This is a genomic window from Rugamonas violacea, from assembly GCF_016461825.1.
GTDB lineage: Bacteria > Pseudomonadota > Gammaproteobacteria > Burkholderiales > Burkholderiaceae_D > Rugamonas.
The window spans coordinates 1-14,108 of record NZ_JAEMNU010000005.1; the positions used below are offsets into that span (position 1 = coordinate 1).

At 63.7% G+C, this 14,108-nt stretch carries 12 protein-coding genes and 1 pseudogene; 12 read left to right on the forward strand and 1 reads right to left on the reverse strand.

Annotation, left to right across the window (positions count from 1 at the left end; translation table 11 throughout):
- Positions 1–97 precede the first annotated feature (97 nt).
- The 8 genes from H7U20_RS01245 (at position 98) to nusB (ending at position 5,981) form a co-directional block, all read left to right on the forward strand.
- On the forward strand, positions 98–547 hold the full coding sequence (locus H7U20_RS01245; protein WP_199517804.1) for a type IV pilin protein: 450 nt from the start codon (positions 98–100) through the stop codon (positions 545–547).
- On the forward strand, positions 544–1,089 hold the full coding sequence (locus tag H7U20_RS01250) for a GspH/FimT family protein (protein WP_199517805.1): 546 nt from the start codon (positions 544–546) through the stop codon (positions 1,087–1,089). The genes H7U20_RS01245 and H7U20_RS01250 overlap by 4 nt, the downstream gene beginning before the upstream one ends.
- 178 nt (positions 1,090–1,267) lie before the next feature.
- Positions 1,268–2,338, forward strand: coding sequence for a bifunctional diaminohydroxyphosphoribosylaminopyrimidine deaminase/5-amino-6-(5-phosphoribosylamino)uracil reductase RibD (ribD, locus tag H7U20_RS01255; RefSeq protein ID WP_199517813.1), 1,071 nt, complete (start codon positions 1,268–1,270; stop codon positions 2,336–2,338).
- Positions 2,339–2,350: 12 nt separating this feature from the next.
- Positions 2,351–2,983: a riboflavin synthase gene (locus tag H7U20_RS01260; protein ID WP_199517806.1), complete on the forward strand. Its 633-nt coding sequence runs from the start codon at positions 2,351–2,353 to the stop codon at positions 2,981–2,983.
- A 159-nt stretch (positions 2,984–3,142) separates the two neighbouring features.
- Positions 3,143–3,544: a hypothetical protein gene (locus H7U20_RS01265; RefSeq protein ID WP_233410420.1), complete on the forward strand. Its 402-nt coding sequence runs from the start codon at positions 3,143–3,145 to the stop codon at positions 3,542–3,544.
- Positions 3,545–3,803: 259 nt separating this feature from the next.
- Positions 3,804–4,913 (forward strand): bifunctional 3,4-dihydroxy-2-butanone-4-phosphate synthase/GTP cyclohydrolase II, encoded by a 1,110-nt coding sequence (ribBA, locus tag H7U20_RS01270; RefSeq protein WP_199517808.1) that lies wholly within the window; start codon positions 3,804–3,806, stop codon positions 4,911–4,913.
- 36 nt (positions 4,914–4,949) lie between these two features.
- Complete coding sequence (ribH, locus tag H7U20_RS01275) at positions 4,950–5,438, forward strand: 6,7-dimethyl-8-ribityllumazine synthase (RefSeq protein WP_199517809.1); 489 nt, start codon at positions 4,950–4,952, stop codon at positions 5,436–5,438.
- Between the two features lie 78 nt (positions 5,439–5,516).
- Positions 5,517–5,981, forward strand: coding sequence for a transcription antitermination factor NusB (gene nusB / locus H7U20_RS01280; RefSeq protein WP_199517810.1), 465 nt, complete (start codon positions 5,517–5,519; stop codon positions 5,979–5,981).
- A gap of 176 nt (positions 5,982–6,157) precedes the next feature.
- Here the strand turns inward: nusB and tssK are convergent, their stop codons facing one another.
- Positions 6,158–7,507 carry a type VI secretion system baseplate subunit TssK gene (gene tssK / locus H7U20_RS01285; RefSeq protein WP_199517811.1) on the reverse strand — a complete coding sequence of 450 codons (1,350 nt, stop codon included), beginning with the start codon at positions 7,505–7,507 and terminating at the stop codon, positions 6,158–6,160.
- Positions 7,508–7,769: 262 nt separating this feature from the next.
- Here tssK and tssF point away from each other — a divergent pair, with 262 nt between their 5' ends.
- From tssF to H7U20_RS01305, 4 genes and pseudogenes are all read left to right on the forward strand, one after another.
- A complete protein-coding gene (tssF, locus tag H7U20_RS01290) occupies positions 7,770–9,596 on the forward strand; it encodes a type VI secretion system baseplate subunit TssF (RefSeq protein WP_199517814.1) in 1,827 nt (608 codons plus the stop codon).
- On the forward strand, positions 9,560–10,654 hold the full coding sequence (tssG, locus tag H7U20_RS01295) for a type VI secretion system baseplate subunit TssG (RefSeq protein WP_199517812.1): 1,095 nt from the start codon (positions 9,560–9,562) through the stop codon (positions 10,652–10,654). Before tssF ends, tssG begins: the two co-directional genes overlap by 37 nt.
- A 20-nt stretch (positions 10,655–10,674) precedes the next feature.
- Positions 10,675–13,512 (forward strand): type VI secretion system Vgr family protein, encoded by a 2,838-nt coding sequence (locus tag H7U20_RS01300; RefSeq protein WP_233410421.1) that lies wholly within the window; start codon positions 10,675–10,677, stop codon positions 13,510–13,512.
- A gap of 33 nt (positions 13,513–13,545) precedes the next feature.
- Positions 13,546–14,108 (forward strand): annotated as a pseudogene (locus H7U20_RS01305) (hypothetical protein); the annotation flags it as partial.

Here is a 14,108-nt window from a genome sequence, read left to right on the forward strand (position 1 = left end):
CATTGGCTTAGCATGGGTTCCCGCGTACGCGGCGGTCCGCCGATGCGGAACGACAATTTGGTGGTTTTTCGAAGTGCCCTTAAAGAAGGAGTTAGCCATGACTGAGCGCAGCGGTTTCACCCTGGTCGAAATGTTGGTGGTCCTGGTCATCCTGTGCGTGCTGGCGGCGCAGGCCGTGCCCAGCCTGCACAGTTTCGTCGTGCGCACGCGGCGCACCGAAGCCCAGGCCGTCATGCTGCTGTTGATGCAGCAGCAGGAACGCTTTTATTCGCAACACAACCGTTATAGCGCCTTCTCGTCCGGCTCCACCGATCCGGAGGAGAAACAGTTCCAGTGGTGGAGCGGCGTGCGCGCCGCCAGCAGCGCCTATGAAATCGAGGGCAAGGCTTGCGACGGCGAGACCATCGAGCAATGCGTGCGTTTGATCGCCATGCCGGGCACCGGCCAGGTCGATCCGCAGTACAAGGACGAGGAATGCGGCCAACTGAGCCTGACGAGCAGCGGCCTGCGCCTGGCCACCGGCGCCTCGCTGCGCTGCTGGCCATGAGGTGCTCCGGCGCCACCCTGGTCGAGTTGCTGTTCGCCTTGGCGCTGCTGGCCATCCTGGCGGGGGCGGCCGCGCCGGCCTACCAGGAACTGATCGCGCACCAGCAACTGCGCGCCGCCGTCAACGACCTGTGCGGCGCCATCGACCTGACCCGTTCGCAGGCGATCGCGCGCGGCGGCCGCGTGCTGCTGGCGCCGCTGGAGCCGGGCGGCGCCGACTGGCGCATGGGCTGGGTGGTGTTCGTCGACCGCAACGGCGACCGCCGTCCGAACAGCGGCGACGAGACCATTTTCCAGCAGGGACCGGTGGCCGACGGCATCCGCATCGACAGCGCGTTCTCCTCCGGCGCCGCGCCGCTCTACCTGGCCTACAACGGCGCCGGCCGCAGCTGCGCGGCCGGCAACAGCCTGGCGGCGCGCTGGGGCACGCTGTCGCTGGTGCAGGGCAAGCAGACGCGCAAGGTCATCATCAACATGCTGGGCCGGCTGCGGGTCTGCGATCCGCAGTTGCATCCGGCCACCTGCGCCAGCGCGGCGGAGTAGCGCGGGACGCCGCCGGCCCACCCGAGGCGGCGGATTTGCCTATAATGTCGTGCCGGCCTGCGCCGCCCCGTTCAAACGGGCGCGCTGGCGAGCGGCGGGCTTGGCCCCCGCGATGCCGCCGCCGGCCCGATCAACACTGGACAAACACACCGTGGAAATTCGCACCGATCTCGAAGGCATGACGCTGGCCCTGCAATGGGCCGCCAAAGGGCTGTACACCACCTCGCCCAATCCGCACATCGGTTGCGTGATCGTCAAGGACGGCCGCGTGGTCGGCGCCGGCGTGACCCAGGCCGCCGGCCGGGACCACGCCGAGATCCAGGCGTTGAAGGACGCCGCCGCGCGCGGCCATGACGTGCGCGGCGCCACCGCCTATGTGACCTTGGAACCGTGCGACCATTTCGGCCGCACGCCGCCATGTTCGGACGCGCTGGTGCGCGCCGGCCTGGGCCGCGTGGTGGCGGCGATGGAGGATCCGAATCCGCTGGTGGCCGGGCAGGGCATGGCCAAGCTGGAGGCGGCCGGCATCGCCGTGTCGAGCGGCCTGCTGGCCGACGCCGCCTACGAGTTGAACATCGGTTTCTTCTCGCGCATGCGGCGTGGCCTGCCGTGGGTGCGCATGAAGAGCGCCGCCAGCCTGGACGGCATGACGGCTTTGCACAACGGCCAGAGCCAGTGGATCACCGGAGCGGAGGCGCGCGCCGACGGCCACGCCTGGCGCGCCCGCGCCTGCGCCATCCTGACCGGCATCGGCACGGTCAAGGCCGACGATCCGCAATTGAATGTGCGCGCCGTCGACACGCCGCGCCAGCCGCGCCGCATCGTCGTCGACAGCCGGCTCGACATCGCCCCGGCGGCGCGCGTGCTGGCCGGCGGCGGCACCTGGATCGCCGCCGCCGTGCCCGACGCCAACAAGGAGGCCGCCTTGCGCGCCGCCGGCGCGGAAATTATCATGTTGCCCAATGCCGCCGGCAAGGTCGACCTGGCCGAGCTGATGCGCGAGCTGGGCCGGCGCCAGATCAACGAGCTGCACGTCGAGGCCGGCGCCAAGCTGAACGGCTCGCTGATCCGCGAGGGCTGCGTCGACGAGCTGCTGCTGTACCTGGCGCCGACCCTGCTGGGCGAGGCCCAGGGCATGTTCGCCTTGCCGCCATTGACGTCGCTGGCGGACCAGCGCCGCCTGAAATTCCACGAGGTGCAGCAGATCGGCGACGATGTGCGTATCCTTGCCAGATTCAACCCACTTTAAGATTGGTATCGCATGTTTACTGGAATCGTCGCCGCCATCGGCAAAATTGAATCGGTCCAACCCTTGGCCGGTGGCCTGGAGGCGGGCGTGCGCCTGAGCATCCACGCCGGCGGCCTGCCGCTGGCCGACGTCGCGCTGGGCGACTCGATCGCCATCAACGGCGCCTGCATGACGGTGGTGGAGAAGTCCGCCAGCGGCTTCGTGGTCGACGTCTCGCGCGAGAGTTTGAACTGCACCGTCGGCCTGGACACCACCACCGAGGTCAACCTGGAAAAGGCGCTGACCCTGGCCGAGCGCCTGGGCGGCCACCTGGTGTCGGGCCACGTCGACGGCCTCGGCGTGGTGCGCAAGTTCGAGGCGGTCGGCGAATCCTGGGAGCTGGTCGTCGAGGCGCCGCACGAGCTGGCCAAGTATCTGGCCTTCAAGGGCTCGATCGTGGTCAACGGCGTGTCGTTGACGGTCAACCGGGTCAGCGATATCGGCAGCGGCAAGGAGCTGGTCTGCCAGTTCTCGATCAACCTGATCCCGCACACCATCGCCATGACCACCCTCAAGCATTTGCGCGTGGACGGCAAGGTCAATCTGGAGATCGACCTGATCGCCCGTTACGTCGAGCGCATGTTGTCGGTCGCCAAGGCCGGTTAGACCGGGCGCCGGCCCGGGAGCGGCGTGGCGCCGGCGGCTTTTGCCGGTGCAATTCTGTGCTATCGGATAAGAAAATCTGACCTATATTGTACTGAGGTGCTATTCGCAAGTAATGGCGCCACAGGGTATCAACCGCAATGTAGGCATGGGAGGATTATCATGAGCAGGATATTGCTAGGTATGATCGTGGGTGTTATTTCTATGGCCGCCGTGGCGCAGGAGGTTGCGCCGGTGATTTCGGTGCCGGCGGCGCTACACCGTGGCTTGTCGGCGGATTTCGACACCTACATCGGTGTGTATGAGTTGTCGAACGGCCAAACGCTGGCCTTGACCACGCATTGGACCCGGATGTATGCGACGCTGGATTCGGGCAAGAAGATCGAAATCGTCAGCACGGGGAAAAATTCCTATGTGGCACTGAACCGGCAGTTGAAAATGACCATCGGCCGGCGCGACGATGGGGAGGTCAAAGGCGAGCTGTGGCTGGCGCAGCCGGCCAACATGGCCGACTTGAACGACGGCCACACCGTGTTTACGAAAGTGATGCTGGCGCAGCAATAGTCCCTGCCGACATTCCGGCGGGCCAATCAGGCCGCCGCCAGCGCCGCCCGCGCGGTGCTGGTGTTGGCGCCGGCCCGGCCCCCGGGCCCCGGCCATCTCCGGCGCAGCGCGCCGCCGCGATTGTTTCGCGCCCCTCTGGACAATTAACCATGTTTGCCGCCAAATGGCGTCGGAAAACCCTTAATTGCGGTTGCCGCCCGCTAAATCCTTTAAAATAGCAGGTTAGGGTAAGTTTCTGCTTCGTTCAAAGGATTAAAAAATGTCAATTTCCAGCACCGAAGAAATCGTTGCCGAACTGCGCGCAGGGCGCATGGTCATCCTGGTCGACGAGGAAGACCGGGAAAACGAAGGTGACCTGGTACTCGCGGCCGACTTTGTCACCCCCGAGGCGATCAACTTCATGGTCAAGCACGCCCGGGGCCTGGTCTGCCTGACCTTGACCGAGGAGCGGTGCGACCAATTGAACCTGTCGATGATGTCCGCCCGCAACGGCACCGCCTTCGGCACCAATTTCACCGTCTCGATCGAGGCGGCCGAGGGGGTGACCACCGGCATCTCCGCCGCCGACCGCGCCAAGACCATCCAGGTGGCGGTGGCCAAGGACACCACGCCGGCCGACATCGTCCAGCCCGGCCACATCTTCCCGCTGAAGGCGCAAAAGGGCGGCGTGTTGATGCGCGCCGGCCATACCGAGGCCGGTTGCGACCTGACCACCATGGCCGGCCTGACGCCGGCCTCGGTGATCTGCGAGATCCTGAAGGACGACGGCACCATGGCGCGCCTGCCCGACCTGCTCGAGTTCGCCAAGGAACACGGCCTGAAGATCGGCACCATCGCCGACCTGATCCACTACCGCAGCCAGAACGAATGCCTGGTCGAGCGCATCGCCGAGCGCCCGCTGCACACCGCGCACGGCAGTTTCCGCCTGATCGCGTTCCGCGACAAGCCGAGCGGCTCGGCCCACCTGGCCCTGGTGCACGGCGACCTGGCGCCGGGCAAGGAGGCGCTGGTGCGCGTGCATCAGCCGGTCTCCATCCTCGACCTGCTCGAATCCGAGGCGACCACCCACTCGTGGAACATCTCCTCGTCGCTGGCGGCCATCAAGGCTGCCGAGCGCGGCGTGATGGTGCTGCTCAACTGCGAGGAGACGGCCGACCAGCTGTTCGCCCAGTTCGCCGCCCTGGACGCGCCGGAAACCAAGCCGAAGGGCCGCGCCGCCAGCATGGACCTGCGCAGCTACGGCATCGGCGCGCAAATCCTGCGCGCCCTGGGCGTGAGCAAGATGCAGTTGCTGGCCAGCCCGCGCAAGATGCCGTCGATGACGGGCTTCGACCTGGAAGTGACCGGCTATCTGGCCAAACCCGAATAATTGATTGATTGACCCAACATTGAGAAGAGGTATCCCATGACTGTAGGCAGCTACGAAAGCAATTTCTCCGGCGAAGGTTTGCGCGTCGGCATCGTCCAAGCCCGTTTCAACGAGGTCGTCTGTGACGGCCTGCGCAACGCCTGCCTGGCCGAGCTGAAGAGCCTGGGCGTGGCCGACGAGGACGTGCTGCACGTGTCCGTGCCGGGCGCGCTGGAAATTCCGCTGATCCTGCAAAAGATGGCCGAATCGCAACAGTTCGACGCGCTGATCGCGCTCGGCGCCATCATCCGTGGCGAGACCTACCACTTCGAGCTGGTCTCGAACGAGTCGGGCGCCGGCATCACCCGCATCGGCCTGGACTTCGGCATTCCCATCGCCAACGCCGTGCTGACCACCGAGAACGACGAGCAGGCCGAGGTGCGCATGGCCGTCAAGGGCGCCGAGGCGGCCCGCGTGGCCGTCGAGATGGCCAATCTGGCCATCGCGCTGGAAGAGTTGAACCCGGACGCCGGCGACGAAGAGTAAGAACGGGGCGCGGTCCCGGCCAGTGCGGCCGCCGCGCGCCGGATTTTGTAGAACGTATTTAAGAACAGGTAAGAAACCATGATAGAGAAAACTTTGCACGCCAACCCTAGCAAGAACCGTACGCCGCGCCACCGCGCGCGGGAGTTTGCGTTGCAGGGTTTGTATCAGTGGCTGCTCAACAATGAGGACGCCACCAAGGTCGTCAACAACATCCGCGCCGCCCACGGTTTCGACAAGGCCGATAGCGACCACTTCACGGTGCTGCTGTACGGCACCATCAAGGATTCCGTGGCCCTGCGCGAGACCTTCGCGCCGCTGGTCGACCGCAGCATCCACGAGCTGTCGCCGATCGAGCACGCGGTGCTGCTGATCGGCGCCTTCGAGCTGAAGAACAACCTGGAAATCCCTTACCGCGTCGTCATCAACGAAGCGGTCGAGCTGACCAAGTCCTTCGGCGGCATCGACGGCCACAAATACGTCAACGGCGTGCTCGACAAGCTGGCCGCCAAGCTGCGTCCGGAAGAGGCCGCCAAGGCGCGCTAAGCGCCGGGCGGATGCCGCCGCGCGCAGGCGCGGACGGGCCGAACGGGCCGGGAACGACAGCGCGTCTGTCGTCCCGGCTTTTTTTCGTCCGGAAATTGAGAGCATGGCGGGGGGCGTCGCGGCCCGGGCTCGAACACCTTGTGCCGGCGCGGACGTTCGCGCAGCCGCAGGCCGGCTCAAGCAGTGATGGCGAACAATTCGAGTTTAAGGTCTTTGACCGTGCCCGGCGCATAAATCGCGATGTCCCGCGCCTTCACCATGGCCTCGTAGCGCTCGCTCTTTTTCTCGATGGAAAAGTAATAAGTGTTGGGGCGCAGCGGCAGCTCCGCCGGAACCTGCGGCATATGGACCAGCGCCAGACCGGGCAAAGCGCTGCGGACAAAGGCCTGAACGTCTTCCTTGCAGCCAACCTTGAACAGCGTGGGCACGGCCGCCACCAAACTCAGCGCAGGCATGTCGGCGTTCACCGCGAGATACAGCGTGGTGCCGGCAGCGATTGATGCGGCGTCGAGCCGCCCCAGGTGGTGGCCGCTGACCGGGTCCGCGTCGAGCGCAATCCTGACATATCTCGACGATGCGACTGTCTCGAGCAGCTCGCAGATGATGGCGTTGAGCGTGCCAAACCCCGGCGCGGGATTCTCGTGATCGTACGCCGGTAAATTGCTGATCGAGTATTTTGTTGAGAACGCCATCAGACCGCCCGCCAAGGTGGTCATTTTTTCAAACAGGTGCTCTGGCGGGTAGTGTCCGGATTTGGCGCAGTGGCTCAAGGACGCGCCGGCGCCACTGATGATGCCGAGCATCCAGAACGAAGAGATATCTCCGCTATTGGCCTCGACGGTATGCCCCTTCGGTTGACGTTGCAGCAGGTAGAGCGATTCGGTCTTGGCCGCCAGCTTGCCCAGCAGGACGCGCAACATCTCCCGCAGGGCCGGGTTGGCGTTGACCGATACACTGGCCGGCATGTAGGTGGGGTCGAGTTCGAAACTGCTGTCGGCCCGGCGGCGTATTCTGACAACCGGAAAACAGTCATAGGCCGTGTGCGATTCCTGATCTGAGAGCAAGCGCGGGGTCTTCTTCAGATAGGAAACATCGATGCAGATGGCGTCGGTGAACAGGTCCGGCGTTTGCGCGCCATGTGGCGAATATCGCGCGGCGGCGTGCGGCGCATCCAGGCTCGATAGATTGCCGCCATGCGCTTTCATGACCGGCAGCGCGGCGTAGAAGGTGAAACTTTGTTCCTCGGCGGGGAGCTTGTTCAGGTCAATCGCCAGCGGCAGGATATCGGAGTGGGGCGCATCAAAGATTTCGCCGTCCTTGAAAATCAGCGACAGCGCGACCGCGTACAGCGAATTTCTGGCCAGACCGTCGACATCCCACTGCGCCGTATGCACACCCCAGGCATGCGGATTGAGTACGCCAGCGATGTGCTGGAGCCGCGCTTCGTGATAGCGGTCCAGTTGCTGCAAGTGCTGGGCATCCAGGGCGAGACCTTCCGACCACAAGATTTTCAATGGCAAACTCATCGCGCTCTCCCTGTTGTCCGGTGCGGACTTTGACCGTCCGGGTAGTGTGGAGTTGCGTTTGTGGGGGCTGTTGATATTTCTCATGAAAATTCCCTTTCGCAAGTCCAGGCAGGCGTGGCGTTCTTTTGACGCCGACGTTTCTTCTTTGCGCCAGCGCAAATTTCTCGCTGGCAATCGATCGATACTGGCATACCGGCCCGTCATTTTTGCCTCGGGCGATAGAGGAGTTCACGATGACGCAAGCGCAACCGGACCGTCGATGATGGAGAATCTGCTGCCGTATTTCGAGCGCGAACTGGTCTATTTGCGTCGGCTGCGCCGCGAGTTTTCCGACCGCTATCCCAAGGTCGGCAGTCGGTTGCAGTTGGGTGAAGAAAACTGTCCGGATCCGCACGTCGAGCATACGTTCCAGTCCGTCGCCTTGATTGCCGCGCGCATCGCCAAGCGGCTCGATGACGCCTACCCGGAATTCACCGAGGCCCTGTTCGAGGCGCTGTTCCCGCATTATTTGCGGCCGTTTCCTTCCTGTGCGATCGTGCGCGCGGCATGCCCGCCAATCAAGTCGACCGGCGCGGCAGCGGTGTTCACCATCCCACGGGGCAGCGAAGTCGATACCGTCGCCGTCGATGGCGTGCGCTGCCGATTCCGCACCACCTACGACGTTGTGCTGGCGCCGATACGGCTGAGCGCCGCCCGGTTTGAGGCGGCAATACGGCCGCCGGCCGCCATGGCCATGCATCCGGCCGCCAGCGCCTCGCTCAGCATTGTCGTCGAAGGCGCGGTGAGAACGGGACTCAAGACCTTGCGCGTGTTTATCGACGGCGAACCGTCGTTTTGCGCGGCACTGCGCGACGCGCTGTTCATGCGCGCGGTGCAGGCGTATGTCGAAGTCGGGAAGGCGCGCTGGATGGCGCTGCCGAGCGTGCCCTTGGCGCCGGTCGGCTTCGCCGATGACGACGAGCTGCTTCCCTTCGGCGCCCGTTCGCACGCATCGTATCGGGTGTTAAGCGAGTACTTTGTCTTTCCCGAAAAATTCAACTTTGTCGATATCGACCTGGCGGCCTTGCAAACGCATTTGCCTGAAACCTGTCAGCGCTTCACCCTGCACCTGGCCCTGGCCGGATTGCCGCCGGACTCCAACATGGCGCGCATGTTGGGCAGTCTGTCGGCCGCCAACCTGCTATTGGGATGCAGTCCTGCCGTCAATTTGTTCCAGCGGCCCGGCCAGCCGATATCCGTGACGCATCGCACGGCCGACTATGGCGTCCTGGCCGACGCCACCCATCCGGCCGCCTTCGAAGTGTATTCCATCGATGCAGTCAGGATGGTAAGGCGGCGCGAACAGAAAGAAATCGTCACCGATTTCCGCCCCTTTTACTCCTTGCGCCACGGCGAGGATTCCACCCAAAAAGGATATTACTGGATGCTGCGCAACGATCCGGCGCTTGCCCTTGTCAGTCCCGGCAATGAAAAGAGCATCACTCTGATTGATAGCGACTTCAATCCCCTGGCGATCGAAAAAAACAGCCTGTCGATCGAGTTGACTTGCACCAACCGGAATTTGCCGAGTCTGCTCAGATATGGCCAGGCGGGCGGCGAATTGACGCCGCTGCGTGACGCCGACAGCTACACCGTCCGCTTCCTGCGCCGGCCCAGCCAGGCGTATCGCTACAGTGCGAGTTTCGGCATGCATTGGCGGCTTATTTCCCACCTGACGCTCAACCACCATTCGCTGGCGCAAGCGGGATTGCCGGCGTTTCGCGAAATGTTGACCTTGTACGACTTGCCGCAATCACCCACCACGCGGCGTCAGATCGACGGCATCGTCGCACTCGAACATGCGGCAACGGCGATCTGGATGCGGCACAAATATGGCAGTTCACTGGTGCACGGCATCGAGGTGGGCATGACGCTCGACGAGGAGGCCTATGTCGGTAGCGGCCTGCATCTGTTTGTTCAAGTCATCGACCAGTTTCTTGGCCAGTATGTGCAGATGAACAGCTTCATCGAATTGCTCGTGCTGTCACAACAATCCGGGAAGGAATTGATACGATGCAAGCCAAGAAGCGGCAGCGTGAATCTAGTGTAATGCAGCGCCTGCTTGATGAGCCCCAGCAATTTCAGTTTGTTCAAGCGGTGCGTATTTTGCTGCGCTGGCTGGGGCAAAACGGCGTTCCCTATGAGCAGGCGTTTGCGCGGGTGCTGCGCTTTCGGAACAGCCTTGCGTTGAGTTTTCCGGCGAGCGAGATCGAGGCGCTGTCGACGCGGCCCGTGGCGGCCGGCACGGATGTGGCGCTGCTGCAGGCATTGCAGGCGGACCCGGCGATGCAGATTGCGCTGACGCCCACGTTCATTGGTTTGCTGGGCGTAAATGGCACTCTCCCTTTTCACACCACCGAGCGCATCGCCACCGCGCAAAGCCAAGGGGGTGACTCCAGCGCCCGCGCATTTCTGGACATGCTTTCGCATCGCATGGTGTGCATGTTCTACCAGGCCGGGGAGAAATATCGCCTGGAGCACGAGTTCGATACCCGGGGCACGGACGGCCAATTGCCGCTATTGATGGCGCTGGCTGGAATGCAAGGCGACACCTTCGCGCGTGCCGATGCGCAGGGCGGCGTCACGGAGGATGTCGCCGCCTACTATGCCGCGCTGCTGCGCACCCGTCCCATAGCGGCCAGCACGGTCTCGCGCGTGCTGTCGGACTATTTTGCCGTGCCGGTCGGGTTGGAGCAATTTGTCGGCAGCTGGGACCACATCCCGGAAAACAAGCGCGGCAGACTCGGCGGACCTTGCTTCCGGCTCGGCTGCGGCGCCACGCTGGGCGGCCGGCTGTGGCGTCACGATATCCGCGTGCGGCTCAACATAGGTCCACTGGGACCGGCGGACTTTGAGCGCTTCCTGCCGCGCCGCGCGGCCGCCGTCGCGCTGGCGAAAATGCTGACGCTGTTCGGTTTGCCCAATTTGGAATTCGAGGTGCGCCTTCTCCTGAGTCCGCCATGCCTGCGACGCCTGGTACTGACGAGCAAACCCGGCGCCGGGCGGCGCCTGGGTTGGGATGCCTTTCTCGGCGGACGCGACGGCAAGGTGTCGAGGAGCGCGGTCAGCTACTTGCTACATCCGTCCGTGGCGCATACGAACCCGTAGCAAACAAGGAGGGAGCATCCATGGCTCAACAATTCTTCCAGGCCGCCATGAGCGCGCTGTCGGTATTCGGCGCCGACGCGCAGAACCATCGCCTGATGCGGATGGATTTTCCGCACGAGGACGGTCCCAGGGGCGCGGTCATGCTGGTCAACACGCTACTGATGCGCGAAGAGTTGTCGCGCGACTTCCACATCGAGGTCGGGGTGTTGTCCGACGATGCCGCCATTTCGCTCAAAAGCATGATGGGCAGGATGGTGACCATCGCCCTCACGCGCGAGGACGGCAGCGCGCGCCATATGAACGGCTACGTCAACAGCTTCCGCCTGGTGCGCGCCGATGGCGGCTTCGCCCACTACCTGATGGTGCTCAAGCCGTGGCTGGCCTTCGCCAGGCTGCGCAAGGACAACGTTTCCTTCCACCACCGCAGCGTCATCGAACTGAGCGAGACGACGTTCGCCCATTACCGCCAACGCGACTGGAAAACCCGGCTGAGCCTGGACTATGACGACAGAAAGCTCAGCTGCGCCAATCAGCACAATGAAACCGACTACAACCACCTGCACCGGCGCTGGGAAGATGGCGGACTCTACTATGCCTACGAGCACCGCGCCGACGGCCACACGCTCATTCTCAGCGATAACTCGATGCAGGCCGAAGCGATAGACGCGACGCGCGCCTTCGGCGTCACGGATGCCATGCAATTTCGCGCCGGGGCCGGCTCGCAGGAAGCGGACGGCATCCGCCAGTGGCAGGCCGTGCGGCAGCTCGGCTCCGGCAAGCTGACGCTGGCCAGTTTCAATTACAAAAGCCCCCGTCCGCAACTGGTCAACGGTTACTCCCTCAATGAGCAGGGCGACGTGGCCGACTACGAATGCTACGAAAATGCCGGCGCCTACGGTTACGCCAATCTGAGCGACGGCGACGTGCTGGCGCAGCGTCGCATGGAGGAGCAAGACCAGCGGACCGAGTATTTCGAAGCGGGCGGCAATGATCGCGCTGCGCAAGCCGGCCGCACCTTCAAGCTGGACGGCCATTTCAGCGCCGAACCGCGCCGCACGGCGCAAGGCGAGGGGATGAAACCGGACGTCGGTTCGCGCGACTACCTCATCCTGTCGGTGGAGCACAGCGCCAGCAACAATTACCCGGCCGGGCCGGATGGCAAATCGGAATACCAGAACACTTTTGTCTGCATCCGCCGCGACATCCGCTGGCGGCCGGGCCGGCGCCACAACAGCGAGGCCTGTCCCAACCCCGGCGTGCAGACGGCCATCGTCGTCGGCCCGCCCGGCGCGCAGATTTACACGGACGAGCTGAGCCGGATCAAGCTGCAATTCCACTGGGATAGGCTGGGCATATTCGACCAGGCCAGCTCGCCATGGATACGGGTCGTGATGCCGATGGCCGGCCAGCATTTCGGACAGATGTGTCTGCCGCGCATCGGCCAGGAGGTGGTGGTGCAATTTCTCGACGGGAACATCGACCATCCCATCGTGACCGGCGTCGTCTACAACCGGGACAACCCGCCGCCGTGGCACTTGCCGGCGCAGATGGCGCTGGCGGGCTTGCGCAGCCGCGAGTTGGGCGCCGGCGACGATGGCGGCGGCAACCACCTGATACTGGACGACACCAAGGGCGCCATGCAGGCCCAGCTCAAAAGCGACCACCAGCACAGCCAGCTGTCGCTCGGCAGCATCAGCCGAATCGAAACCTCGGAGGGCCGCATGGATGCGCGCGGCGAGGGCTGGGAACTGGCCACCAACGCCTGGGGCGTGGCGCGCGCCAACCGGGGCATGCTCATCACCACCGAGGCGCGGGCCAATGCGGCTTCGCACATCAAGGACCTGGGCGAGACCCTGCAGCGGCTGAACGCGGCGCAGGGCCAGCACGAGGCGCTGGCGAAACTGGCGCGCCAGTACGGCGCGCAGGATGATGAAGGGCAGGTGAAGGTGGCGCAGGCCGTCAAGGCGCAGAACCGGGATATCCAGGGTGGCACCGGCGACAGCGGCGCCGACGCAAGTTTTCCGCAACTGGCCGCGCCGCACCTGGTGCTGGCCAGCCCGGCGGGCATCGAAGCGACGACCAGGGGCAGCGTCCATGTGGCCAGCGACCAGCACACGGCGCTGACCACGGGGCAAGACCTGTCCATCGCCACTGGCGGCAGCCTGTTCGCCAGCGTCCGGCAGGCTTTGCGCCTGTTCGTGCACAAGGCCGGCATGCGGATGGTGGCGGCGGCCGGCGATATCGATATGCGCGCGCTGTCGGATAGCATCAAGCTGCTTGCCAAGCTGAGCATCACGCAAACGGCCAACCGCATCACCATCAACGCCAAGGAGGAGGTGGTGATTAACGGCGGCGGCAGTTACGCCAAATTCGGCGCCGGCGGCATCGAGCTGGGCACCAACGGCAACTTCGTTGCGCATGCGGCGAAGCACAGCTTGGTCGGGCCGAAGAACATGGACATGGCCGTGGTCCAGCCGCCGCAAGCCGCGCTTGACGGGAAAGGCTCTTTCCATCTGAATAGCCACGAGGCGGCTGGTGGCCGTGTCAACGGCCGAATGCCCTACACGCTGTACAAGGACGGCGCAGTGGCGGAGCGGGGGACGTTGGGCGACGACGGCAATATGACCTTCAAACACGATTTGGACATGCACTCCAAATATGAACTGGAGCTTCCCAATGGCCATCGCTATGCCGTTCCATCGAAGCCACAGACTGAATTGCACGAAGTCAGCGCCGGGGTGGGCTATCACGGATACGCCAATACCGCCGGCTCGCTCAATGAGGCGCATGCCACACGGGAGCAGGACAGAATGCTTGCCAACCCCGTCCTGGGCGACCAGGCCGCCGACACCGAATGACGACCTGACGACGTGATTGACGGGGATAACGCCATGAACTTTATGAACAAAAATGTCACTTTGTATGTGCAAGAGTTGTCCTACCCGGAAGAATCCCCTCCCTACCAATGCCTCTCGCAACCCTGGTTCGTCAGGGCGCCCCATCCGGTCTATTACCCACGCCATCGCTGTCGGATCGAACCTTTGATTTGCGGCGAAAAGGTGTTTAAGAAAATCGCCCGCGACCTCAAACAGGCCAAGCACAGCGTTGACATCATCACTTGGGGTTTCGACCCCGGCATGGTGCTGATACGCGGCGGCGCGGCCGAAATAGGCCAGCGCTATGGCGACTTGCTGAAGGAAATAGCCGGCCGCGCCGACCATCCGGTCAAGGTGAGACTGCTGGTCTGGCATGACGATGTCTTTTCACAGAAGCAAACGAATAACAATCCCAGTTATTACGGCACGAGGTTTCCGAGCATCGGTTGCACGGAAGAGAACCACTACAGCGAATTCCACCAGAGCTACAACGCCGAATGGTATGCGCAGGTTTGCGCCGGCAAGATACCGAACATTCATTTTCATGTGCGCGCCGTTCCCACCGATTTTCTCGAGCA